This window comes from Mycoplasmopsis felis ATCC 23391 (assembly GCF_000701865.1).
Lineage (GTDB): Bacteria > Bacillota_I > Bacilli_A > Mycoplasmatales > Metamycoplasmataceae > Mycoplasmopsis > Mycoplasmopsis felis.
This window is the reverse complement of the sequence record NZ_JNKA01000014.1, coordinates 1-26364: the sequence shown is the minus strand read 5'-3', so window position 1 is coordinate 26364 and position 26364 is coordinate 1. Positions and strand designations below refer to the sequence as shown.

26 protein-coding genes are annotated in these 26364 nt (G+C 26.2%); 17 read left to right on the top strand and 9 right to left on the bottom strand.

Translation table 4 applies throughout. The features are described from left to right. On the top strand, positions 1-394 hold a 394-nt coding region (locus T405_RS03790; RefSeq protein WP_198763724.1), incomplete at its 5' end, for a restriction endonuclease subunit S. Between the two features lie 164 nt (positions 395-558). On the opposite strand, the gene der is transcribed toward T405_RS03790, so the two are convergent. From der to mip, 5 genes are read right to left on the bottom strand one after another with little or no spacing between them, the layout of a single operon-like run. Then, positions 559-1869: a ribosome biogenesis GTPase Der gene (gene der / locus T405_RS01995; protein WP_036430568.1), complete on the bottom strand. Its 1311-nt coding sequence runs from the start codon at positions 1867-1869 to the stop codon at positions 559-561. Next, the gene (gene cmk / locus T405_RS01990; RefSeq protein WP_036430566.1) at positions 1869-2534 is read right to left on the bottom strand and encodes a (d)CMP kinase; all 666 of its coding nucleotides are present in this window, start codon (positions 2532-2534) and stop codon (positions 1869-1871) included. The genes der and cmk overlap by 1 nt, the downstream gene beginning before the upstream one ends. 10 nt (positions 2535-2544) lie before the next feature. After that, positions 2545-2715, bottom strand: a complete 171-nt coding sequence (locus tag T405_RS03850) for a hypothetical protein (RefSeq protein WP_156951233.1) — start codon at positions 2713-2715, stop codon at positions 2545-2547. 8 nt (positions 2716-2723) lie between these two features. Then, the gene (locus T405_RS03845) at positions 2724-2891 is read right to left on the bottom strand and encodes a hypothetical protein (RefSeq protein ID WP_156951232.1); all 168 of its coding nucleotides are present in this window, start codon (positions 2889-2891) and stop codon (positions 2724-2726) included. A 47-nt stretch (positions 2892-2938) separates the two neighbouring features. Then, positions 2939-5758: an Ig-specific serine endopeptidase MIP gene (gene mip / locus T405_RS01985; protein WP_051619535.1), complete on the bottom strand. Its 2820-nt coding sequence runs from the start codon at positions 5756-5758 to the stop codon at positions 2939-2941. Positions 5759-5913: 155 nt separating this feature from the next. Here mip and T405_RS01980 point away from each other — a divergent pair, with 155 nt between their 5' ends. From T405_RS01980 to rplA, 10 genes are all read left to right on the top strand, one after another. Beyond that, a complete protein-coding gene (locus T405_RS01980; protein WP_036430564.1) occupies positions 5914-8196 on the top strand; it encodes an MYPU_1760 family metalloprotease in 2283 nt (760 codons plus the stop codon). 1 nt (position 8197) lies between these two features. Further along, entirely contained in the window at positions 8198-8857 is a 660-nt protein-coding gene (locus T405_RS01975) for a DUF402 domain-containing protein (protein ID WP_036430562.1), read from the top strand. 10 nt (positions 8858-8867) lie between these two features. Further along, positions 8868-9284 carry a Dps family protein gene (locus tag T405_RS01970; protein ID WP_036430560.1) on the top strand — a complete coding sequence of 139 codons (417 nt, stop codon included), beginning with the start codon at positions 8868-8870 and terminating at the stop codon, positions 9282-9284. A gap of 213 nt (positions 9285-9497) precedes the next feature. Further along, entirely contained in the window at positions 9498-9911 is a 414-nt protein-coding gene (rpsL, locus tag T405_RS01965) for a 30S ribosomal protein S12 (RefSeq protein ID WP_036430558.1), read from the top strand. Between the two features lie 40 nt (positions 9912-9951). Then, the gene (gene rpsG, locus T405_RS01960; protein WP_036430556.1) at positions 9952-10422 is read left to right on the top strand and encodes a 30S ribosomal protein S7; all 471 of its coding nucleotides are present in this window, start codon (positions 9952-9954) and stop codon (positions 10420-10422) included. Between the two features lie 23 nt (positions 10423-10445). Then, positions 10446-12536: an elongation factor G gene (gene fusA, locus T405_RS01955; protein ID WP_036430554.1), complete on the top strand. Its 2091-nt coding sequence runs from the start codon at positions 10446-10448 to the stop codon at positions 12534-12536. A gap of 120 nt (positions 12537-12656) precedes the next feature. Further along, a complete protein-coding gene (locus T405_RS01950; protein ID WP_198763723.1) occupies positions 12657-13583 on the top strand; it encodes a hypothetical protein in 927 nt (308 codons plus the stop codon). Between the two features lie 2 nt (positions 13584-13585). Beyond that, positions 13586-14158: a hypothetical protein gene (locus tag T405_RS01945; RefSeq protein ID WP_036430551.1), complete on the top strand. Its 573-nt coding sequence runs from the start codon at positions 13586-13588 to the stop codon at positions 14156-14158. Between the two features lie 179 nt (positions 14159-14337). Beyond that, positions 14338-14934, top strand: coding sequence for a 50S ribosomal protein L11 (gene rplK / locus T405_RS01940; protein ID WP_036430549.1), 597 nt, complete (start codon positions 14338-14340; stop codon positions 14932-14934). After that, positions 14934-15629, top strand: a complete 696-nt coding sequence (gene rplA / locus T405_RS01935; protein ID WP_036430547.1) for a 50S ribosomal protein L1 — start codon at positions 14934-14936, stop codon at positions 15627-15629. The genes rplK and rplA overlap by 1 nt, the downstream gene beginning before the upstream one ends. Before the next feature lie 38 nt (positions 15630-15667). Here rplA and T405_RS01930 read toward each other — a convergent pair whose 3' ends face one another. The 4 genes from T405_RS01930 to tapR all read right to left on the bottom strand — a co-directional run bounded on the left by T405_RS01930 (position 15668) and on the right by tapR (position 19872). After that, positions 15668-16396 carry a class I SAM-dependent methyltransferase gene (locus tag T405_RS01930; RefSeq protein ID WP_051619534.1) on the bottom strand — a complete coding sequence of 243 codons (729 nt, stop codon included), beginning with the start codon at positions 16394-16396 and terminating at the stop codon, positions 15668-15670. After that, positions 16386-17960: an LppA-related lipoprotein gene (locus T405_RS01925; RefSeq protein WP_036430543.1), complete on the bottom strand. Its 1575-nt coding sequence runs from the start codon at positions 17958-17960 to the stop codon at positions 16386-16388. The genes T405_RS01930 and T405_RS01925 overlap by 11 nt, the downstream gene beginning before the upstream one ends. A gap of 89 nt (positions 17961-18049) precedes the next feature. After that, entirely contained in the window at positions 18050-19291 is a 1242-nt protein-coding gene (gene tyrS, locus T405_RS01920) for a tyrosine--tRNA ligase (protein ID WP_036430541.1), read from the bottom strand. Positions 19292-19293: 2 nt separating this feature from the next. After that, on the bottom strand, positions 19294-19872 hold the full coding sequence (gene tapR / locus T405_RS01915) for a TyrS-associated PheT N-terminal domain-related protein TapR (RefSeq protein WP_036430539.1): 579 nt from the start codon (positions 19870-19872) through the stop codon (positions 19294-19296). Between the two features lie 36 nt (positions 19873-19908). Between tapR and T405_RS01910 the strand changes: the two genes are divergently transcribed. From T405_RS01910 to T405_RS01885, 6 genes are all read left to right on the top strand, one after another. Further along, complete coding sequence (locus T405_RS01910; protein WP_036430536.1) at positions 19909-20763, top strand: DegV family protein; 855 nt, start codon at positions 19909-19911, stop codon at positions 20761-20763. Beyond that, positions 20756-21142: a tRNA (adenosine(37)-N6)-threonylcarbamoyltransferase complex ATPase subunit type 1 TsaE gene (gene tsaE, locus T405_RS01905; protein WP_036430534.1), complete on the top strand. Its 387-nt coding sequence runs from the start codon at positions 20756-20758 to the stop codon at positions 21140-21142. The genes T405_RS01910 and tsaE overlap by 8 nt, the downstream gene beginning before the upstream one ends. Further along, positions 21123-21695 carry a hypothetical protein gene (locus T405_RS01900; RefSeq protein ID WP_036430533.1) on the top strand — a complete coding sequence of 191 codons (573 nt, stop codon included), beginning with the start codon at positions 21123-21125 and terminating at the stop codon, positions 21693-21695. The genes tsaE and T405_RS01900 overlap by 20 nt, the downstream gene beginning before the upstream one ends. Further along, positions 21695-22633, top strand: a complete 939-nt coding sequence (tsaD, locus tag T405_RS01895; protein WP_036430531.1) for a tRNA (adenosine(37)-N6)-threonylcarbamoyltransferase complex transferase subunit TsaD — start codon at positions 21695-21697, stop codon at positions 22631-22633. Before T405_RS01900 ends, tsaD begins: the two co-directional genes overlap by 1 nt. 54 nt (positions 22634-22687) lie before the next feature. Then, positions 22688-25210 (top strand): preprotein translocase subunit SecA, encoded by a 2523-nt coding sequence (gene secA / locus T405_RS01890; protein WP_036430529.1) that lies wholly within the window; start codon positions 22688-22690, stop codon positions 25208-25210. Between the two features lie 165 nt (positions 25211-25375). Next, positions 25376-26062, top strand: coding sequence for a hypothetical protein (locus tag T405_RS01885; protein ID WP_036430527.1), 687 nt, complete (start codon positions 25376-25378; stop codon positions 26060-26062). Positions 26063-26364: the final 302 nt, after the last annotated feature.

Here is a 26364-nt window from a genome sequence, read left to right as displayed (position 1 = left end):
AGATATTTTTGTTACAACTTCTTCTGAAATACCAGAAGAAGTTGGAATTACATCGATTTGACCTTTTAAAGATAAGGAAAATATATATTTAAATTCATTTTGTTTTGGCATAAGGTTAAACAACATAAATAATTATTATATAAACTTCCTTGCATACAACTTAAGAAACAATGAACTAAGAAAAGACATAGTTTTACTTGCTCAAGGTATTTCAAGATTTAATATATCTAATAGAAGATTTATGAAACTAAATATTCTATTACCGAATATTTCCGAACAACAAAAAATCGGAGATTTCTTTAGTAAGATTGATACCCTCCTCAATCTTTACCATTCCAAACTCAATAAACTCAAACAAATTAAAGAATCGTTATTACAAAAAATGTTTTTATAATTTATATACCTTTTTAAAATATATATCCATTGAAAATTGTAAATAAATAATTAAATAAAAATACTTAAACCACTATGGTACAGGAGTTTAAGTATTTTTTTAATAAATAAGTGGGAAACTAACAAAAGAATTATTAGAAATTTTATAGTCTAATTTTATGAAATTTAATCCAATGCATTATTTTTATTTTTAAAATTCATTTTAATAGGACAACCTTTAAAATTAAAGGTTGATCTTAACTGGTTTTCAAGAAATCTTTGATATGAAAAGTGGAGAAACTTTTTATTATTTACAAAAAAAGTAAATGTAGGAATTTTTGCTAATTCCTTACGAGCATAATATATGTTTAATCTACCACCATTAAATGGTTGAGCTGGTTGAATTAGTTGAGTTTCTAAAATTAAGTTTGATATTAAAGAAGGTTTTATATCTCTTTGAAGGTTTTCCCTTACTTCATTTAAAGTAGAAATTAATTTATTTATTCTCTGGTTAAACTTAGCAGAAATAAAGACAAACGGAACTCAAGGAACAAAGTGGAATTTGTTTCTGAGTTTCTTTTCAAAATCAGACATTGTGTTAGTTTCTTTTTCTACTAAATCTCATTTATTGATAACTATAATAATTGGTTTTTCATTTTCTAATGCATAACCAATTATTCTAGAATCAAAGTGTGATATTTCTTCTTGTGTTGCATCTATTACTATCAAGGATAAATCTGCTTCTGAAAGAGAATTCATGGCTCTCATTAATGCATAGTGATCAACGCTTTCAATAAGTTTTGATTTACGTGTAATTCCAGCTGTGTCTATGATGTTATATCATTTGTTTTCGATTTCTACTTGTGATTTGACACTATCTCTTGTTGTTCCAGGTATATTAGAAACAATTGATCTATATTCTTTACTTAAATTATTTAATAAAGAACTTTTACCTGCATTAGGTTTTCCGATAATAGCAAGATTAAACAATTCTTGATTATCATCAGAAGAAAAATCTAAAAATTCAGTAGCTTTATCTAAAACTTCACCAATTCCTTCACCGTGTAAAGCAGAAATAGGAAATATATAATCTGCACCTAGTTTGTATCATCCATAATCAAATTCTTGATTATTTTCTAATTTATTAGCAACAGCTATTATAGGTTTATTACTTTTACGTAATATGTTCATTATAAACATATCATCATTTGTAATTTCGTTTGTTCCATCAAATAAAAAAATAATAACATCTGCTTCTTCTATTGCTATTTTAGCTTGAATTTGTATTTGTTCTTGGAATGGTTTGTTTTCTATTTCTATTCCACCAGTATCAATCAATTTTATTTCATTACCAAGTCAATTAATTTTTTCATATAATCTATCTCTTGTTACACCTGGTTGGTCATAAACTATAGATATTTTTTTACCTATAATTCTGTTAAATAAAGTACTTTTTCCAACATTAGGTTTACCGATTATTGCAACAGTATTTTTCATTAATTAATCCTTTCATTAACAAGATCAATTATTTTTTGAACAACTTCTTCAATTGTTAATTCAGTACAGTCTATATATACAGCATCTTCTGTTTTGTGTAACGGATCAAAATCTCTGTTCATATCTTGCTCATCACGTTTCTGAACTTCATATAATATTTCTTTATATTCAGTATTAAAACCTAGTTCTGCATTTTGTTTAACTCTACGTTTAGCTCTTTCTTCGGCTTGAGCTCATAAAAATATCTTAACTTCAGCATGAGGCATTATCCTAAAAGTAGTGTCTCTTCCATCAATAATATAACCTTTTTTTCTTTTAGTCATTTGTTGAAGGTAATTAACTACGAATTGACGAACTTCTGGTATTTTAGCAACATTTGGTGTTATTTGAGAAATATAATCAGCTCTTATATCTTTCGATATTTCTATACCATTTAACTCAATTTTATCTCCGTCTAATAATTTTATCATCCCTTCTTTTAGTGTTGCAATAACACCTTTATCATCTCGAGAATCCACTTTATTATCAACTACATTTTTTGCAATTGCTCGATATACACTACCACTGTTGATGAAGTTATATCCTAGTCTTTTTGCTATTTCTTTTGATACTGTTGATTTACCTACTCCACTAGGTCCATCAATTGCTATGTTAACTTTTTTCATTTTTACCTTCCTATTTTAAATCTAATATTTCTTTTATTTTGTTTAATTCATCTTGGTTACATAAATCAAAATCATTAATAAAAATATCATTAGGTGTAATTAATGATATTTTTAAATCTATAAATGAACTAATAATTTCATTTAATTCATCACTAAATTTAAAACTAGAAAAGTCTTTCAATTTAGGTTTTAATGATATTTTTTTATGTCAAATGAATAATCTTGATCAATATTTTTTTTAAATCAATTTAAATTATTTAAAAACTCCTGATTTTCAACTAAGGACACAAAAACAAGGTTTTCATCAACCTGGTTTTTATTCTTTTCTGTTGTAAAATCAGAAGTCTTAAAATCCATAATGTTATTTTACTTTATTTTTGAAATTATTGCTAATATTTTTTAAATTATTTATCTTTTAGTGGATTTATTAATTCATCTTCAAATCTAAATTCATTAGGTATTTGAGAATCATCTAAACCGTTAGGGAATAAGTTAGTTTGAATATTTTGTGTTTTTCCACCACCATAAATTAAGTCATATTGAGGTAAATTATATGTACCAAATAAACCATTATAATCATAACCTTCAAATCTAAACGCAGCAGCTAGACCAGTTTTAGCTGATTCATTAGCTGAATGAAACACAGCGACTAATTCATTATTTTGAGTTCTTACAGATGAACCAGATGCTCCTCCATAAGGAACATATCATCTAGGCATATATTGTAAACCAAATACTACATAATCTTTGTTATCTGCAGATGATTTATATAAGTTTGAACCAATTCTTGGTGCAGATAAGAATGCATCGTTTATTCCGGGTTTATTTTTAAAAGTACGATAACCTATATTATAAGATAGTCAGTTTCCACGGTTTAGTCTTTCAATAATTTTTGCATTTCTATCATCATCTTCACCCAGATTAATTTTATAAAATGTATAATCTGCATTTGTTCATAAAGAATAATCATATTGAATAAATTTTAATTGATCATCATCTACATATGGTTCTAGAAAATGATCTCTGACAGCTAATGGATACCCTAAAATAAACAACTGGTCAATCGAGTTAAAATCAAAGTTTTCTGAATTTCTAGTTCTTAAAGGAAAATTAATTTTGTCATAGTTTTTTAAATATGATTCAGTTTTAAATTTTATTTGATTTTCTTTATTTTCTTCAGATGCATAATCATTGGTTATTATTCTTGCAAATTCTGATTTATCTCTTTCAAAAGTATTATTTGTATCTTTTTCAAAATCAATTTCTAAAACAGCAAAATCTAAAAATTCTTCAACATTTTCATATGCTTGTTTTTGGTCGTTAGTTAAAAAATCTTTTGGAGAAGTTGTTAAATAATCACGTCCATCAAAAACTCTTTTAATTGATTCTGGTTTAAAATAAAACGATCTAAATTTATCGGTATCCAGATTAATTAATTTTAATGTATTTAAAATTCCGATTTCTTTGTTTAATCTTACTAAACTATAACTATTAAATGATCCTTCTATCATTGCATCAGCAACATGTAAATTAGTTCCAAAATAGAACTTAGTTGGATATTTACCATCTGATCTTTTTTGATAATCCATTAATCATATTGTTCCTGATTCACCAGAAGACTGGTCTAACATACCATCTGCGTTTGTTCTACCTATATTGATATCTTCTAATAAACTATTTTTAGAACTAGGAATTAAATTTGAATTATTAACATAGTCTTTTAATACTGATTTTTTAATTTCTTCAATTTCTTGCTCAGATTTAATTTTTAGTAATTCTTCATTTACTTTAGTTTTTAATTTTACTGCTGTAGAAATATTATATGGTTCAGTCACAGAATTAGCAAAATTTGTTAATTCTGTTTTAGTATTGCTATCTTCAAGTTTTTTAACAATATCTTTGTAAAAGATAGTTGTTCTTTGATCTCTATCAGCGATTTTACCATTGTGTAATGGCACAGGAATTTTAGTTCCTGAAAAACCAATATGAAATGTTTGCTTAGCTTGTCTTACATAATTTTCATTTGTTATTGTTCTTGCTAAACCTAAAATTTTATTATGGTTTTTTCCGATTGAATCGACTCAACTTGGACCTTTGATTGGTTCTGGTTGATTATAAATAGATAATCCTTCGACAGTTCCATCATAGTTATATTTTGGTAAACTAAATCCTTTTCAAGCAGCACTTTCATAATTCGATAAACCTAATTTGTCTGCTAAATCATTATATTTTTTAATATTATCTTGATTGTTAGATACTAACTCTGGTCTTCTTTTATTTAATGTATCGATTTCCCTACCTGCTAATTGTCTTTTTAAAACATTTAAATATTTTTCATCATCTAATTTAAATCTTTCATCTTGATTTGATTCATAATAAAGCTCTAAATCACTTTTTAAATCCTCATTAGGTTCTTCTAAAAAAGTACCATTTTCATCAACTCCTATTGGATTAGATTTTAAACCAGATAAATTAACTTTAACTGTTTGACTAACATTGTTTAATTTATTTTTAAAATTAATATATGCAGTTAGATTACCTGTTTTATTATCGTTTTTAGCACGAGTAAATGAAGCAGTAAATCTAATGGGCGTACCTTGAATAGCTCATTGTAATTCTGGATTAATAATGATTGTTCAATTTCCAGAATTTTGGACAATAGTACTAGAGAGAACATCTAACATTGTTCTTCTACTAAATCCCCCTGTTTCTACAATTGTAAAGTGTTTTGAATATGTTGGACTGCTTGTAATTTCATTAAAAATAGAAATTGCTTCTCTTAGACTTTCTCCATTGACATCATTTTGTTTTTCGAGATCTGAATTGATTTTGTTTTGTATTATAGAAAGCATTTCTTTTGTTGTAGCTTTATGAATTTGGGATTGATAATCCTTTTTGTTTTTTAATTGATCCAATAAAGAAATTGTTTTAATTTTAACTTCATCAAAAGAAGCACTTTGAAATTCATCATTAATTGCTTTATTTATTTCTACTTCTAGTTTTTGTAATTGTTCACTTGTAGCACCAGTATTTATAGCATTTTCAAAACCTTTTTTATCTTTTAGTTGAGAAATTTTAGATAATAATTTATTCTTATAATCTTTTACACTTATTTCATTTTTTTTATTTGGTTCTTTTTGCTCTTCAGAACAAGACATAGCTATTGAACTTATGGCAATAGGTGATAATATTAAAGGAATTTTTTTTCAGATATTTTTTTTCATAACTTCCCCAAACAACTAATAGTATATTTATATTATATTACTTTATAATAATATATATTTAAAGTAAAATTACTTGAATATAGCAAAAAATTATTTTTTTATTTTATAAATAAATTAATTAATAAATTTATTAAAATTTATGAGTAAGGATTGACATGAAAAAAATAAGAAAACATATTAAAAAAATAATTGGAATTTCTTTCTTAAGTTCCTTAATATTTCCTATTTCAAGTAGCTGTAATTTATTAGAGAATATAATTAGTTTTATTCCGACTGATGATGAAAAACAACCAAAAGATTCTGAATCAGAACCTATTATTTCAATTAATCCTGAACCAATTGTAGAACCACATAATCCTATAATTACACCACCCCCATCAAATGATTTAGGTTTTTCTCATGAATCTAACTTTTTCTTCGGTAACATATTAAAAATTAATGAAAACGAAGTTTATTTACCAAAATCTTATACACAAGAAGAAAAAAATAGCGCTTTAGATTATTACAATAGAACTTCTATAAAAAATATTAATGATATTAAAGAAGAAAAAGATTCTAATAATAGATTTTATTTACAATATTCTGACCCTTATACAAAAATAATTTTTAGAGATTATAGTTATCATACAGATGGTGATGGTAATAATAGGTATTTACTAGGTAGAAATGGATTAGTTTATTTAGCGCAAGAGTTCAAAAGAAAAGTGCCATTTGGAACTGAAGTTTTTGACTTAGAAGCAATTAATGTAAATGATTTTAATGTAATTAGTGATAAAGCAAATGGTTTATATATTTCTAATACAAAAAACATTTATATTAATGGTTCTATATATGCAGAAAAAGGTTTTAATTTATATGAAATAATTGGTGGTTTAATGCCGACTGTATTTCACGAATATATGCACCATTGATCTGCTTCATATCCAGAAACTGCACTTAGAACAAGTCCTGAAAAAAGTATTGACGAGACAATTACAATAAACGATAAAAATCATACTCCAATTTATTATAATCCATATGGTGAATCTCACGAAAATCACACTCATGGTTCAAAACAGTATTGAGATTCTTATTTTGCAAATAATTTTTACACTTTATTAAATTATGACGTTGATAAAAAAGGTTATATTACTAGAAATGACTTAGAAGTGTTTGATTTTGCTCGTGCCTGATCTCCTAGTTCCCTACCTGTTGAATCAGAGAAGTTTTTATATAGAAGACTAAGTCCAAAAAGTATTTGAGACATAGCAAATTCTGGTACTGTTTCACCGGAAAATGCAAGAGCTGTAAATTATGGTGAATTATATTATTCTCCATCTGGTTCATTTTCAACTGATTACAAAAAAATTAAATATAACTATTCTTTAACAGAATTATTACCAAGAGAATATACAAAGTATGCTTTTGAATCTTATTTTTCAATGAATGATGAAAATAAAGCAGCAGAAAATGCACAAAAAAAATTACCAAGCATTTCTTGATTCGGAATTCATTACTTTAAAAAATCTAATTCTTCTGATTCTATTGAAGCTGCATATTTTTCTCCATCTGCTAACGCAGAAGATTGATCAAAAGTTTATTTAAATAACTTTGATAGTTCTCGTAGACAATTTATGTTTAAAGACGGACACACAGTTGAAACAGAAGGTAATTATGCAGGTAGAGCAATAAATGCCACTATGACACCTAATTCAGTTTTTGATATAAGTCCATACAGATATGATGAAGTTCAAAGAAGAAGATTTGGAACAAATGTTTTAGGTAATCCAATTATTAGAAATGTTAGAACAATTAATGAACTAGATAAATCAAAAACAAAATCTAGATCGCAAGAGTTTTATGATTTATTTTTAAACACAATGGGTTACGGAAAAACTATTTCACAAATTTATTATGAATCTGACTGAAAATGAGTAAGTAGAGGTTCAGTTAATGTAGATAATACAAAAGCAAATAAAGTTAAATTTGCAGGTTATTTAAAAGACAAAAAATATGAAGGTATTGTAGTTAAAGATAGAGAAAACAATATAATAGGTCAAAGTTATATAAATTATTATGATGCTTTTTCTTTCTTTGGTCATAAAGAATTTGACCAAGGAGCAAAAATGGTACAAAATAATGAAATTACACAGGATCGTCAAAAACAAATAAACAATAGACTATATCCAGGAACTTCAAAAGAAAATAATTTAAATGAACACTTTTATTCATTCATTTCAAATGCTTTTATAAATGTTGAAGATGATGCAACTATATATATGTGAGATGATAAAAATCAAAATTCAATTGTTGATGAAGGAGAATTAGAAGATTCAGAAATTAATCTACCTACTTCAAGAGATATAACAACTACTAGAGGTTGAAATGTAAAAGAACCTGTCTTTAAGAAATATAAAGTTATAAACGAAAATGGACAGACAAAAATAAAAATAGTTTAATATGAAATGAAATTTTACTGATATAAAAGTTGGTATGCAAATAAATGTTCAAGCATACAAACATAATGGTTTTTTATATCGTCAATGAAGTCAAGCAAAAGTTATATTTCACAATAAAAGGCATATAGTTTTATCTTTAAAAGGAACAAAAGTTATAGAAATTCAAAAAAATTCTAATGGATGAAAATACAATGATGATGCACTTTGATTTATACCTAAATATTCAATGTATAACTCTATAGTTATGATAAAGAAAAATATTGGAAATTCTTATTATATTAATTTATCTTCATATCCTATATTTGAAGATAATACGATTAAATTTATTGATTATGATTTAGACTGTAAGAGTTATCCAAACAAGGATTTACAAATCGTTGATAGAGAAGAATTTAAAGTTAATTCAGAAAAATATAGTTATCCAAAAAAACTTAAAGAATTAATCTTTGATTCAGTTAATGAAATAGTTAATTTTTATAATAATGAACAATATTTTTTTAGTGAAGAAATTATTCTATATTACCTAGAAATAATGCTAAAAGAAAAGTTAATTGATGAAAGAACTTTTTTGGGTTATTATAAAACCTTTAATAAAAACTATAATGAAGAAACAGAGATGTTTAAACAAATAAATAAAAATAAAAAATCATTTAAAATTTAGAAAGATTATTATGAAAGAAATACAAGAATTAAAAAAATTACAAGCAAATTTACAAGTTTTTTATCAAAAATTAAGTAATATACATTGAAATATTAAAGGACTTGAATTCTTTGAAATCCATGAAGAAGTTGATAAATTAAGAAATGAAGTTAATAATTTTGTTGATGAAGTAGCAGAAAAAATATTAATGAAAAATAATTTAGCTCTAGGTTCGTATAATGAAGTTTTAAAATTAAGTTCACTTAATGAACTAACAAGTCAAGAATTTGAATATGAACAAGCAACAAAAAATATTATTAATGATTTAAATTTCATATTAATTGGTATTGAAGAATTCGAATGAAGCAAAAGAGTTCAGCCGCTAATTGATGAAGTTTTACTAACATTTGATAAATGATTATGACAATTTTCAAAATTAAAAAAATAAAATTCTTAAATTTGTTAAGAATTTTATTTTTTTATTTAATATTTGGAATTTTATTATTAAGATAATAATTTTTTACCCCTAAATCTAGGGCTTAAAAAAAATAAAAATATGAAACACACGGAGGTGTTGTTAGGGTATAATTATAAAGCTAATTTATTTTGAAATAGCTATATTATTAAATTTATAAATGTAATATGTTAAAGGAAGGAAATAATGCCAACAACAAACCAATTAGTTAATAGTGGTCGTAGTTCAAAAATTAAAAAACAAAATGCACCTGCATTAAGTTTAAGCTACAACTCATTAATTAAAAAATCTAAAAAAATGGCTTCGCCATTTAAACGTGGTGTATGTACACGTGTTGCTACAATGACACCTAAAAAACCTAACTCAGCATTACGTAAATATGCTCGTGTTAAATTATCAAACACAATGGAAGTAACAGCATATATCCCTGGAGAAGGACACAACTTACAAGAACACTCAGTTGTTTTAATTCGTGGTGGTCGTGTTAAAGACTTACCTGGGGTTAGATACCACATTGTTCGTGGAACACAAGATGCAGCCGGAGTTACAAAACGTAACCAAGGTCGTAGTTTATATGGAACTAAAAAAGCTAAAAAATAAGCATATATTTAGTTAAAAAAATTATCAATTAGGAGGACAAATGTCAAGAAAAAAAAGTGCACCAATCCGTGAAGTACTTGCAGATCCAGTTTTCAATTCTGTAGTCGTAACTAAATTAATTAACCAAATTATGCTTGACGGAAAAAAATCAATAGCACAAGATATTTTATATTCAGCTTTTACATTAATTAAAAATAAAACAAACAAAGAACCAATGGAAGTATTTTTAGCAGCAGTTGAAAATATTACTCCACAATTAGAAATTAGAACAAGAAGAATTGGTGGAACTAACTATCAAGTTCCTACTGAAGTTCCTGCTCGTAGAAAACAAACATTAGCATTAAGATGATTAGTACAATATGCCAGATTAAGAAACGAAAAAACAATGGATGTTCGTTTAGCTAATGAAATTATAGATGCATCAAACAAAACAGGTGGAGCAATTAAAAAACGTGAAGATACACATAAAATGGCTGAAGCAAACCGTGCTTTTGCTCACTTTAGATGATAATCTTCTAGTTATTTAATTTAAATATGGCAAGAGATTACGATTTAAAAGATTACCGTAATATCGGTATCATGGCCCACATTGATGCAGGGAAAACAACAACAACAGAAAGAATTCTATTCCACACAGGTAAAATCCACAAAATAGGTGAAACACATGATGGTGGTTCACAAATGGACTGAATGGAACAAGAAAAAGAAAGAGGGATTACAATTACCTCTGCTGCTACAACAGCTTTCTGAAAAGGAAAAAGAATTAATATTATTGATACACCAGGACACGTTGACTTTACAATTGAAGTTGAACGTTCATTACGTGTTTTAGATGGTGCAGTAGCAGTTTTGGATGCTCAATCAGGAGTTGAACCTCAAACAGAAACAGTTTGAAGACAAGCAACAAACTATAAAGTACCACGTATTGTTTATGTTAATAAAATGGATAAAGCAGGTGCTGATTTTGCTGCTTCTGTTGCTTCGGTTAAACAACGTTTAGGTGGAAATGCAGTTGCTATTCAATGACCTATAGGTGCTGAATCAGATTTTAAAGGTTTAATAGATTTAGTTACCAGAGAAGCATACACATATAATGGTGAAGCACAAGAAGAAGAATTTGCTACAGCAATTCCAGAGGAATTAAAAGATACAGTAGAAATTAAACGTCAAGAATTATTAGAAGCAGTTGCTGCTTTTGATGATGAATTAATGATGACAGTTTTAGAAGGTGGTGAAGTAGAAATTCCTGCTTTCAAAGAAGCTATTAGAAAAGCCACATTAACATCAGAATTTTTCCCAGTGGTATGTGGAACATCATTCAAAAACAAAGGTGTTAAAAAAATGATTGATGCTGTTGTAGATTACTTACCATCTCCTTTAGATATTCCTGCTATTAAAGCTCATAAAGGTGAAGAAGAAGTTAGTGTTGAAGCAACAGATGAAGGAGATTTTGCTGCTTTAGCATTTAAAGTAATGAACGATCCATTTGTTGGTTCATTAACATTCTTCCGTGTTTACCGTGGAGTTTTAAATAAAGGAAGTTATGTATATAACTCTACAAAAGGTGAAAAAGAACGTATTGGACGTGTATTACAAATGCATGCAAACAGTCGTGTTGAAATAGATGAATGTCGTGCTGGCGATATAGCAGCAGCAGTTGGTCTAAAATACACAACAACTGGAGATACTTTAATTGATGAAAAATCAGAGAAACTAATTCTAGAAAAAATGATTTTCCCAGAACCAGTTATTTCACAAGCTTTAGAACCAGAATCTAAAGCCGCAACAGAAAAATTATCTTTAGGTTTACAAAAACTTGCAGCAGAAGATCCTTCATTTAGAACTTATACTGATGAAGAAACAGGACAAACAATTATTGCAGGTATGGGTGAATTACACTTAGATATCATTGTTGATCGTTTAAAACGTGAATTTGGTGTCCAAGCAAAAGTTGGTGCTCCTCAGGTTTCATATCGTGAAACAATTACTAAATCAGCAGATGTTGAAGGTAAACACATTAAACAATCTGGTGGTAAAGGTCAATATGGACATGTATGAATTAAATTTGAACCAAATCCAGACCAAGGTTTTGAATTTGTAGATAAAATAGTAGGTGGAAAAATTCCAAAAGAATACATTAAATCAATTCAAAAAGGACTTGAAGAAAAAATGGCAGCTGGTATTTTAGCTGGTTACCCAATGATTGACCTAAAAGCAACCTTATTTGATGGTTCATACCATGATGTCGATTCATCAGAATTAGCATACAAAATTGCTGCTTCTAAAGCTCTTACAAAAGCAAAAGATCAAATTGGAACTGTTTTATTAGAACCAATTATGGATGTTTCTGTTGTTGTTCCGTCAGATCATATGGGAGATGTAATAGGTGATTTATCACGTCGTAGAGGATTAGTTAATGACCAAGAACAAAGAAATGATGGAGCAGTAATTGTTAAAGCAATGGTTCCTCTTGCTGAAATGTTCGGATATTCAACAGAACTAAGATCAATGACAAGTGGTCGTGGAACATATCAAATGCAGTTTGATCACTATGAAAAAACACCAAAAAATATAGCTGATGAAATAATTAAACGTAGAAATATTCAATCAAAAGATGAAGATTAATAATTAAAATACAAGATAATCTCTTGTATTTTTAATTATTAAATGAATAAATTTACTTATATAAATCTTAATAATCAATATAATTTATTAAATACATTATATTAAGAAATTGAGGGTTAAATGAAATATGTAAACGGCAAGAAAATGAAGGAAAATTCAAAAAATAAACTAGATCAATACTTTACCAAAAGAGACATAGCAGAAAAATTATTTAATATCAGTATAGAAGTAATATCAAAATATGAAAACATTAAAGATTATATATGAGTTGAGCCAAGCTCTGGAGATGGTTGTTTCTTTGATTTATTACCTAAGAATAAAAGAATAGGTATAGATTTAGAACCTAGAAGGAGTGATTTAATTAAATCTGACTTTTTAAAATTTGAATTACCTAAAAACAAATTTATTGTCATTGGAAATCCTCCGTTTGGGCATCGTGGTGTATTAGCATTAGAATTTATGAATCATTCTATTAATGCTGATTTTATATGTTTTATCTTACCTATGTTTTTTCAAAGCAAAGGAAAAGGAAGTATTCAATACCGCGTTAAAAATCATAATTTATTACATTCTGAAATACTACCTGAAAATTCTTTTTATACTGTAGATGATAAAAACATAGATGTTAAATGTGTTTTTCAAATATGGTCCAAAAATTATTCAAATCCAGCAAACGAAACATTTAATTGATATAAATACAAAAAAGAAAATCCCTTTAAGAAATATTTAGATGTATTTACTGTTTCAACTGCAAAAAATAGAGAGTGTGGAAAAAAATGAATATATGAAGAACAAGCAGATTATTATTTATCTTCTACATTTTATAAAGAAAACAAAGTAGTTAAAAAATTTGAAGATGTTAAATATGGTAGTGGAATAGCAATTAAGATTAATACTACAAATATAAAAGAAAAAAACAAAATTCAAAACTTAATAGAAAAAGAAAATTGAGTTAAATATAGTTCATTAGCTACAAATTCATGTAGACACATAGGTAAAAATCATATTTATGAATTATTATATGATAATGGTTTTGAAATGGAGTAATTATGTTTGAAAATTATTTAATGTTAAAAATAATTGAAGAAAAATACAAAGAATTAAAATTAGATAAAAAGGATATTAACAATATATTTTGAAAAATAGTTGAATTCGAAGGGAATGCTATTGGTTTAATTGGTGAAAAATTTATTAGAGAATTGTTTAATTATTATGGAATAAAAATTCTAAGTAATAACAATAAAACAATACACAATGAATATGATGTTATAGTAGACACGGGTAAAAAGTTATATTTAGAAATTAAAACAGCAAGACAAGGTAGAAAGAATCCAACATTTCAATTTAATGGAATAAATCCTAATTATAATTATGATTATTTAATTTGTATAGGAATTACACAAAGTGAAATTTTATACAAAATCATTTCCAAACATAATGATTTTGTATACATCCATGACAAAACAAACAGAGGTCATTGAGTAAAAATAGATGATGAAAATCAAAAGAAATTAGTTAGTATGAATCCCAATAATAATGTTAATTACAAACTAACTTTAAACATTACAAGCATGAAAAGTATTTCAAACTTTAAAGATGAGATAGTTAATTTAATTAAATAATCTTGTTATTTTTAATGCTATTTTAAGAGAAATAATTTTATTCTTAATTTATAGACTTTAGGTTTAAAATATTATTATTTATTATATAATAATAAAGCAATAATAACATATTGCCTCTACTAGTGGGAGATATAATGTAATATCGCTAGACCACAATTATCGAAAGGATATTTTAATATATGGCAAAAAAAGAAATTCAACGTATTGCTAAATTGCAATTCCCAGCCGGTAAAGCAAAACCTGGACCTGCTTTAGCGGGTGTAGGTGTTAATATGCCAGAATTTACTAAGGCTTTTAACGATGCAACAAGAGACAGGGGTGATGAGCCAGTTCCTGTTCAAATAACAGTTTACAAAGATAAAAGCTTTGAATTTAAGTTATTTACAGCTCCAGCGTCATACAAAATCAAAAAAGCAGCTAAATTACAATCAGGTTCAAAAAATGCTAAAACAACAATAGTTGGAACAATAACAAAAGAACAATTAAAAGAAATTGCTGAATATAAATTACCAGACTTAAACACAAACGATATTCATGCAGCTATGGCTACAGTAGCTGGAACTGCAAAACAAATGGGTGTTTTAGTTGAAGGTTATGATGATATTTTTAAAGCTAAAGCAGAAGCAAAAGCTGCAGCTAAAGCTGCTTCACTAGCGGCAGCAAAAGAAGCTGCATTAGAAGCGGATCAAGCTAAATTAATTGAAACTAAAGGTCAATCAATCGAAGTTAATACAATTTCTGATGAAGAAAAATCAAATGAAGAAGGAGCAGAATAATGGCAAAAAGAATATCAAAAAATTTAAAAAATGCTCGCGAATCTTTTGACAGAACAATTGCTTATGAATTAGATCAAGCAATTGAATTAGCTAAAAAAACTTCTTATGCAAAATTTGATGCTTCTATTGATTTAGCATTTAACTTAAACTTAGACGTTCGTAAAGCAGATCAACAATTACGTGGTGCAATTTTATTACCAAATGGTACAGGTAAGTCAGTAACTGTTTTAGTAGGTACAAATAATGTAGAAAAACAAAAACTATCAAAAGAAGCAGGTGCAGACTTTGTTTTAGATGCGCAAGCATTAGAACAAAAAATTAAAGAAAATGACTTTAATTTTGATGTAATGGTTGTAGACCCTACAATGATGCCTTTATTAGGAAAATATGGAAAAGTTTTAGGTCCAAAAGGTTTAATGCCTAACCCTAAAACAGGTACTGTTACTCCTACTCCTGAAAAAGCTGTTGAAGAACTTAAAAAAGGAAAAGCTAATTATCGTACAGATAAAGCAGGGATTGTACATTCATTAATTGGTAAAGCAAGTATGTCTACTGAAGCATTAGTTGAAAACGCAAAAACACTTATTAATTTAATTAAAAAATTAAAACCAGCAGCAGTTAAAGGGACATATATGTTAAACTTAACTGTATCAGCATCAATGGGACCAAGTGTTAAAGTAAAAATCGAAAAATAATAATGACAAAAAAGAAGATATGAAAATATCTTCTTTTTTTAACTAATCTTTTTAGAACAAATTCAGAAATTAGTATTATCTGAAAATTCTTTAACTAAACTGTTTTCTTTAAAATTCTTATCTCTATTAATAACATCTATTATAGTAAAATTATTATTAATTAGTTCATTCTCTAATTCAGAATGAGAATATAAGTGCAAGAAATCAATCTCATTATTTTCATTTCTAAATAATAAATCACCATATCTTTGGTATTTGAATTCATTAGTCTCATTGATGTTTTCAAACATTCTCCTAGCTTCATATTTTTCTTTATTGAATGCATGAGCAGTGAATATGAATACACCATCTTTTTTTAAATACTTATTAATTAATTTCAATGCATTTAATCTGCTTTTATAATCTGGAATACCAGGAAATCCATTAAAGGAAAATAAAATATAATCAAAAGAGTTTTCTTTGTATTTTTGCTTTGATATATCGTGGATTGCAAAATTAATTTTAGATTTAAAACTTTTTTTTAATTCATTACATAGTCCAATCATTTCTGGTGAAATATCTATTGCTTTGATATTTTTATAACTTAGTTTTTCCAAAGCAAATGAAGTTCTTCCTGCTCCACAACCAATATCTAAAAGATGACCATCTTTATTTTTAAAATATTTATTAATTAGCTGTTTTTCTGATTCTCATAAACCTATATTTAATGTTGCATTTCCATATTTATACAAAGCAAAGTCTGTTCTAAAAGCGTTTTTATTGTTCAAAAGTATCCAAAGTAGTTTGAACTATAACAGGAATTTCGATATATTCTTCTGTTATAAAGTTATCAACTAAGTTATTGTATGATTCCTGGATTGCTATAGATAATCGAACATTAAATGATGCTTCAATCATTTTTTGATTTCTATTATTATCATACTTAATAGAAACATTTAAATTCTTAATAATATCATCTTTTGTATATCTTGTATAAAAAGGATATAGACCAAATTCTTGTGTTAATCCAACCAATGAAGGAACTCTTAAATCAGAATGTCTTAAATTATATGAACCTTTATTGTCAATTATGCTAATAAGCAAATTAGAATAAAGGTTTGATTCTAATAGTTTTAAAGATAATTCACTTAAATGAGAATTCAAGTTGATAGGTAATTCATTGTTATTTTTAAGTTCAATAATTTTATTTTTTATTGAAGTATTTTTCTTAAGTGATTCTTTTAAATTAGATGGTGTCATAAAGAAACTTAAAACATTATCATTAGGTTTTTCTTTGTTAATTCGTCTAAAACCACTAAAAATAAATTGTTTATTTATACCAGGTTCATCTGAAGGATTTTCATCAGAATCACTAATAAATACCTCTAAACCTAATGTTCCTGTTAAGTCATTATACTTAGCAGCAACAATTTTATACACATATTTAGTTTCGAATTCAGGGTTTTTAGAAAAAAAAGTTTCTTTTAATGCAGAATTAAAATTAGGAGATTTTGAAGTAAATAAATCATTATTTCTATTCATAAGTGCTTCAAAATTAATAATAAAATTATTTTGAGATGTGTTAGATAAATATTCATTAGGTTTTTCTGAATATAACATCATTCTTGCTACAAGAGAAGGGAATAAATTTGTAAGTGATTCATTTAGTTCATTCTGTGTTAAAAAATTATTTTTGTGATTTACTTTGGTGTCATTATATTTAGCAAAACCATTTAATGAAAACACTTTAATAACACTTTGATTGTCTTTAGTAAATTTAATTTTGATATTATTTATAACACCTTCTACTTTATTAGTAGAAACTTCATTAATTTCTACTAATTCAAGATTAAATTCGTTTTTTATTTCTTGTGAAATATTAAGTTCACTTATTAAGGAATTAAAATTTTTCTTTAGCTCTATTCAAGCAGCATCTGAGTGTTTTTGATTATAAAACTTTATGTAAGAAGTTGGGTTTAATTCTAATTGTTCTAAGGAAGTGAAATCCACTTCTTTAGTTTGGTTTGAATTACTTTGTCCATTAGTGTTTGGTTTTTCTTCATTGGTAGGTTCAGAATTTAATTGACCAGAAGTTTCCTTGTCATCATTACCAGGTTTTTGGCTAGGTGTTTCACTGGGTACTTCATTTTGTTTACCACCTGTATTAGTGCTTCCATTCAAACCTTTGTCAGGTTCTAAGTCTTTAGATGGTTCTGAAACAATCTCTACTGGTTTTTCGTTTGTTTCCTTTTCTTTTGGAATTTCTTTTACTTCATTACATGAAGCAGAAACAATAAAAGTTGGTAATAAACCTAAACTTATAAACATTTTTATTGCGTTTTTAATTTTCATTAAAGCATTATACAATAATTTTAATTAAAATGAAAACCAAGAAATATAATAAAAAGACGCTTATTTTAAGTGTCTTTCTTCCAGATTATTTAACTATTTTTTATATAAACTAAATAAATTCGTTTTTTTCCAATGTGTAAAATACCATATTCACCATTAAAATAATTAGAATTAAACAGTGAATTCTCATTAATTGATAAGTAATTGAACTTAATTGCGTTATTACTAATAAATTCTCTCGCTTCTCTTTTTGAGTTCAATAATTTATTTTCAATTATTTTATCTACAATATTATCATTTTTAAATACTTTTATTGTTTGGATTTCATTATCAATAGATTTTATAGTGTTTATCGAAATATTATTTAAATCAAGATTTTTATTAAACAATATATCACTAATTTCTTGAACTTTTAATGCCTCTTGTTCTCCATGAATATCTTTTATTATTTCATAAGCCAGTTTTTTTTGACCATACTGTAGTGATGAATCTTGATTATGTATGCTTAATATGTTGTTTATTTCGTTAATACTTAAAAAAGTTAATCATTTAAATAATTTATCTAATTGGGAATCGGGTTGTTTTATTAAAAATTGATACATATCAAAAGGTTTTGTGATATTTTTATCTAATCATAAATTACCACCACCAGTAGATTTACCAAATTTATTTCCATTTTCATCGGTTAATAAATTACTTGTAAAAATAAAGGCTTTGTGATCATCCCCTATTTTTTTAGAAATCATTTCTAAACCAGTTGAAATATTTCCTCATTGATCTGATCCACCAATTTGAACTTTTACATTATAATCTTCATATAATTTAATAAAGTCTCATCCTTGAATTAATTGATAAGTAAATTCAGTAAAACTAAGTCCTTTTTCAATTCTAGTTGCAACAGAGTCTTTAGATAGCATATATGCAATGTTTATTAATTTGCCTGCATCTCTTAAGAATGTTAAAAAATTCATGTTTTTGTAAAATTCATAATTATCTAGAACTTCTAAACCAAAGCTCTCTAGTTGTTTTTTGATTTTACCTTTATTTTTGTCTAATGTTTGTTGATCTAATAATTGTCTTTCATTATTTTTGAAAGAAGGATCACCAATCATCCCTGTTGCTCCACCAACTAAAGCAATTGTTTTTCAACCTGCTTTTTTCATTCTAAGCAAAAGAGCAATTTGAATATAATTTCCTAAGTGCAAACTTTCAGCAGTTGGATCAAAACCTGCATAAACTACATCATTCGAGTTTAAATTATAAAACTTATCTAAATTACTATATTGCTTTAAAATTCCTCTTTCTTTTAAGTCATTTAAGATGTTTTTCATTACTAAAATTTAAAATCCTTCCCTTTTTCAGAACTAACACCAAATATCAAACCTTCTTTATCTATACCAAGAGTTTTATAACCTGTTAACATACCATAACTATCTACATCCATAACTTTATTTTTTAGAATTTCACTACCATTAAATACAACTGTTCCAGGTAAAGCAAGAACAAGGGTTTTATTTTCTTGAGAATCTAATGTATTGGTTACTATTTGTATTGGTTCATTCTTGTTTATATCTATAGAAAGGATAAAAAGATTATCTGATTTAGGGTGTTTTGTTCTTTGAATTATAGTTCCATAAATTAATTTAGTTTTAACTTCTAATAAAAGATTTTTTGTTTCTAAAATATCTTTTAAAACATTTATTTGTTTATCATTTAAAGCGAAATATTTTTTATCATTATCTATATTTAAAATTGAATTATCAAGCAAATTAATAGAATTAATTTTATTATTATCGTCTGCAAAAATTACAAGATTAGTTAATTCTATTCTTTTAGTTATTTGAACTTGACAATCAACATAAATAATAGAATTATTAGGGAAGTTTTTGTTTAAATTATTGCATATAATCATATTTGGAATTATAGCATTTTTTATATAATTTAATGTATGAAAAATATAGCAATTGTGGTAGATTCATCATGTGGTTTAACAGAAAATCAAGCAAAAAAACTTGATTTATTTTATTTACCATTAATGATCGAAGTTGATGGGAAGGTTTATAGAGATGGAATTGATGTAAGTTCAGAAAATTTATTTGAAGTTTTTACATTAAAAAGTTCAAAAGCAACCACTTCTGCTACTCCGATTGGTTATGCTTCTGAATTGTTTACAGAACTATCAAAAAAATATGATTATATAGTTGTTTTTCCTATTTCTCAATATTTATCAAGTCAATATAAATTTCTTAAAACCCTAGAAAAAGGTTTTGATAAATTAAGAATAATAGAATCTGTTAATATTTCTTTTACAATATTAGAACAAATTAATAGATTTAAAGATATTTATTCAAAAACCCAAGACATACAAAAAGCAATAGATGAATGTAGCAAATGAAATAATGAATTAGATATTACTCTAATCCCTAAGCATAACGATTATTTAGTAAAAGGTGGTAGATTATCTCCTGCTGCTGCAACCATAGCAAAATTATTGAAAATTGTTCCGCTGATAAGATTTGAAAATGGTAAATTAGAAAAGCAAGGTAAGGGAAGGTTATTTTTAAAAAGTATATTTAACGAAATTGATATCAAATTTAATAATTCAAATAGTGATTTAGTACTTTTAACAGCTAACGGAAGTGATGATATAGAAATCATAAACTATTTTAAAGACAAGTATAAAAATAAAATAGTTGTATTTTCAATTCCTTCAGTAGTTGCTATACATACAGGACCAGAAGCAATAGTTATAGGAAAAATAAACAATATTCATCAAAAACTTGAGGGTTTTTTAGATGTATAAATTTAAATGTAATAATTTAATTTGTTTAGAAAAAGAATTATCAAAAATCCTTAGTTTGATTAAAGAAAAACAATATTTATTATTAAACGGGGAATTAGGAAGTGGAAAGACTACGTTAGTTAAAGTTTTAGGTAAGTTACTAGGAATAAAAGAAGTCATAACATCACCAAGTTTCAACTATATGAAAGCATATGACGGTCTAGTTCATATTGATTTATATAATTACAAAGGTGATTTAGATGAATTTGAAGACTATTTTCAGGATAACATAATCGTAATAGAGTGACCTAACTTAAAAAAGCTAAGTTTAAAAAATTTTATTAGTGTTAATATTTATTATCAAGATAATGAGAGAATTTATGAAGTGCAATGAGTTTAATATTTATTTAGATACAACAAATACAGATTTTGCATTATTCTTATTTAATGAAAAATATGAAGTACTAGATAAAATTATTTATAAAGATTTAAAAAAGAAAGTTGATATTATACCTACTGAATTTGAGAATTTCTTAAAAAGAAATAATCTTAAAATTGAAATTATTAAAGGTTTATACACTAACATAGGTCCAGGTTTTTTTACAGGGGTAAGAGCAGGTTTTGTTTTTTTAAGAACACTATCACTATTAAATGAAATTGATTTTTATATTACAAGAACATTTGAAATTCTATCTAAACAAATTAAAGATAATAAAATTTATTTAAATGCTCAAGGTCAAAAATTGTATGAATTTGACTTGTTAAAACATAAAAAAACAAATCATTACGAAAACTCTATAACTATCATTGATTGTGATGATAAAAAATTATCACAAATAAATTTTGAAGATATGACAAATAATTTCTCTTTATACAAAGATATTTTTGTTAAAGTTAAACCATTAGAAATTGAACCTTTATATATAAAAAAACCTCAAATAGGAGGTTTATAATGAGAATTTTAGGTATTGAAACATCTCATGATGATACATCTATTGCTGTTTTAGATGATGGTAAAGTTTTAGACTTGTGAACCATTTCACAAATTGATATCTTTAAAGAATTTGGTGGTACTATTCCTGAAATTGCTTCTAGAGAGCATGTTAAAAATATAAATTTATTACAAGAAGTTTTATTTAATAAATATGATAAAAATTCTTTTGATTATATTGCTTATACAAATGAACCAGGATTAATGGGTACATTGCAAATAGGATATTTATTTGCAAGTGCATTAAGCATTTCTTTAAATATTCCTTTAATTCCTATCAATCACTTACATGGACATTTATTATCTGCTTCAATAGATTCAGAAATAAAATTTCCTGCATTATGCTTATTAGTTTCAGGTGGTCATACACAATTAATTTTGGCTAAAACTTATGATGATTTTCAAATCATAGGTCAAACATTAGATGATGCAGTAGGAGAAGTGTTTGATAAAATAAGTTCTAAATCAGGTTTAGGTTTTCCCGGGGGAAAAATAATTGATTCAATTTATCAGAATTATCAAGGAGAATTTATTAAATTTACTAAACCATATACTGAAAATGAATTAGATTTTTCATTTAGTGGATTAAAAACACAAGTTTTAAATTATATAAATTCACAAAAAATGAAAAATATACCTATAGACATAAACCAAGTAGTTGCTAGTTTTCAAAAAACAGCAATTGACTATTTGTGTTTTAAAACAAGATTAGCTTTAGAAAAATATAATGTAAAAACATTGATATTAGGTGGAGGAGTAAGCGCTAATTCATTATTAAGAACTGAATTTCTTAAATTACATTCAAATACCATAATACCTAATTTAAAGTATGCAACAGATAATGCAGCAATGATTGCTCAAGTTTTACATTTAAGATTAAAACACAAAAACAAAGATTAATTTTCACTCTTGTTTTTGTGTTTTATATTATATTTTTTTAATATAATTAAAAATATGAAATTATTCAAGAATTTATTTGATTTCAAAACAACAGAAATGAGAATTGCAGAAAATGCTTTAAAAAGAATTAATAAACTAGAAGAAGTAGTTAGTAAATTTACAGATGAAGAATTAAAGTCTAAAACTCAGTACTTCAAGAATTTGTTAAAAGAAGGTTATACACTTGAAGACATAAGAATAGATGTTTTTGCAGTAGCTAGAGAAGCTACTAAAAGAGTCTTAGGTAAAAGACCTTATGATGTTCAAATGCTAGGTGGATTATTATTAGATTTAGGCTCAGTAGCAGAAATGAAAACTGGTGAAGGAAAAACAATTACTTCTATTGCTCCAGTTTATTTAAATGCTTTATTAGGTAAAGGAGCGATAGTTTCTACAGTTAATGAATATCTTTCAGAGCGTGATGCAGTAGAAATGGGAGAAGTTTTTTTATTCCTTGGCCTAACGGTAGGTATAAACAAAGCTCAAATGGATACTCATAATAAACGCTTAGCTTATGCATGTGATATTACTTATTCAGTTCATTCAGAACTTGGTTTTGATTATCTAAGAGATAACATGGTTCAAAATAAAGCAGAAAAAGTTCAAAGAGGTCTGCAATTTTGTTTAATTGATGAAGTGGATTCAATTTTAATTGATGAGGCAAAAACTCCATTAATAATTTCTGGTGGAGAACAAGAAGATATTACTTCATATTTTTCAGCAGATCAATTTGTAAGAACTTTAGGTAGTGAGGATTATGTTATAGATGATGAATCTAAAGCAATTACCTTAACACATTCCGGTATAGCAAAAGCAAACGAATTTTATAATTCAAAAAATATATTTAATATAGAACATTCAGAAACAGTTCATTTAATTCAAAACGCTCTAAGAGCTCATAAAGTTATGAAAATAGATGTTGAATACATTGTTCGTGATGGAAAAATTGAATTAGTTGATGCATTCACTGGTCGTATAATGGAAGGTCGTAGTTATTCACATGGTTTACATCAAGCAATTCAAGCAAAAGAACTAGTAGAAATTGAACCTGAAACAAAAACATTAGCAACCATTACATATCAAAATTTCTTTAGAATGTTTAAAAAATTATGTGGTATGACAGGTACTGGAAAAACAGAAGAACAAGAATTTATTGATATTTATAATATGCGTGTGAATGTTGTTCCTACTAATAAACCTATAGCAAGAATCGATGAACCTGATGCAATATTTGTTAATTATGAAGATAAATGAAATGCAGTAGCAGACAAAGTAGCTGAACTATATCAAAAGGGACAACCAGTTTTATTAGGAACTTCTCAAATTGAAGAATCTGAAATAGTTCATAGATTATTATTGCAAAGAGGTATACCTCATACAGTTTTAAACGCAAAACAAAATGCATCTGAAGCAGAAATTATATCAAGAGCAGGTAATGTTAAATCTGTTACTATAGCCACAAATATGGCAGGAAGAGGAACTGATATTAAACCAACACCTGAAGCAATTACCTTAGGGGGCTTATATGTTTTAGGAACAGATAAAGCTGAATCACGTAGAATAGATAACCAATTACGTGGTAGATCAGGCAGACAGGGTGATGTTGGAACAAGTAAGTTTTTTATTTCTTTAGAAGATCAATTAATGAAAAGATTTTCAAATAATGAAGGATTTCAAGAAGCATATGCAAGTGATAAAGGAAAAGAAATCACTTCAAAAAATTTAAGATTTGCTTTCAATAATGCTCAGAAAAAAATTGAGGGTTTTAATTATGATTCACGTAAATCAGTGTTAAATTATGATGATGTCATCAGACAACAACGTGATTTAATTTATTCACAACGTGATTTAATTTTATCTTCAAATAATATCAGTTTTATAGTTAAAAGAATGATTAGCGCTTCTGGTCGTTCTATAGTTAGAAGTGGAGAATATAAATTACATAATAAACTTTATAATTATCAAGGTTTAGTGGATTTCTTAAATGAAAATATAGGAAAATTAGTTCAATTTACATTTAATTTAAGTGAAATAGAAAAAATTCATGAAACAGATTTACCAGAATATATAGCAAATTTAATTTTAAATGTATATGAAAAATGGACATCAAATGCATTAGAAAATATTACTCAAGAAGAAATTGACCAATTACAAAGAAATATTATATTGAGAGTTTTGGATGACAAATGACAAAACCATATCAATAGAATGGATAAATTACGTTCAAATGTAAACTTAGTACAATATTCACAAAAAAACCCATATCAAATATATACAGAAGAAGGTTTAAAGTTTTTTAATGTAATGTTAGATGATATAGCTTACGGAGTTTTATTAACAGTATTTTCTAATAGAGTAGGAAGAAAGTCATTAATTACTAAAGAAATGTTAGCAGATCCTATTTTTATGCAAGTTAGACAATCTTTTAATATTGATCCATATAAAACAATAGATGAACAAGAAGAAGAACTAATTACTTTATATAAGAACATTTTACAAAGATTAAAATCACTACAAGAACAAAGGGATAAAAACTAAAAAGTTAAAAAAAGCAATAAAAATTGCTTTTTTATCTATTTTTTGTAAAAAAATTCTTTTTTTAAAAATAAATGGTTATATAATAATTATGTGTAAATAAAAATACACGCTATTCATACATATTATAAATAAAGGAGAAAGTTTATTTTAAAATAAACATGTAAAATGGAAACAAAAAAAACCAAACCAATTCCATTCGGAATGAAACCAAAAAATGAATGCTCAAAAGAAGCATGTAAAAATGAATGCCACTGCTCAAAAGAAGTAGGGTGCTCAAAATCAGAATGTCAAACAAATGGATGTACTTGTCATTCCGAGAATTCTTCATCAAAAGAAGAAGAATCTGAATGTAAAACTTCAGAATGTTGCATCAAAAAAGGTTGCACAAAAGATAGCGGATGCAAACTATACAATGAAACACATAAAGATGAACAAGGACAATGCCAAACATCTGAATGTTGTTTAAAAAAAGGATGTAACAAAGATAGCGGTTGCCCAGTCTTTGATGCTAATAATAAAGAAGAATCTGAATGTAAAACTTCAGAATGTTGCATCAAAAAAGGTTGCACAAAAGATAGCGGATGCAAACTATACAATGAAACACATAAAGATGAACAAGGACAATGCCAAACATCTGAATGTTGTTTAAAAAAAGGATGTAACAAAGATAGCGGTTGCCCAGTCTTTGATGCTAATAATAAAGAAGAATGTGAATGTCAAACTTCTGAATGTTGTTTCAAAAAAGGTTGTACCAAAGATAGCGGTTGCCCAGTCTTTGATGCTAATAATAAAAACCATATTACATTTGAAGATTTATCAAATGAATTTAAAGAATTCACAAAGAAAATTTAATTTATTTTGATAATTATTCAATTTCTCTAAAAAGTCAAGTTAGTAACTTGACTTTTCTTATTAAATTTACCATCAAAAGTTATTTCTTATCCTATAAAAAAAACTAATTTTTTTTCCTGCGTTTCCCAGAATCTCTAAAAATAGTTAGTTTTTAGAGATTTTTATATAACTATGTTATATAAACTTTTTAGTTTTTATACTTGTTATTACTTGTTATTACTTGTTATTATGATATAATTAAATTATGAAACTTATGCTTTACAATACTTCAGGTAAAAATACAGTTTATAAAAATATTGGAT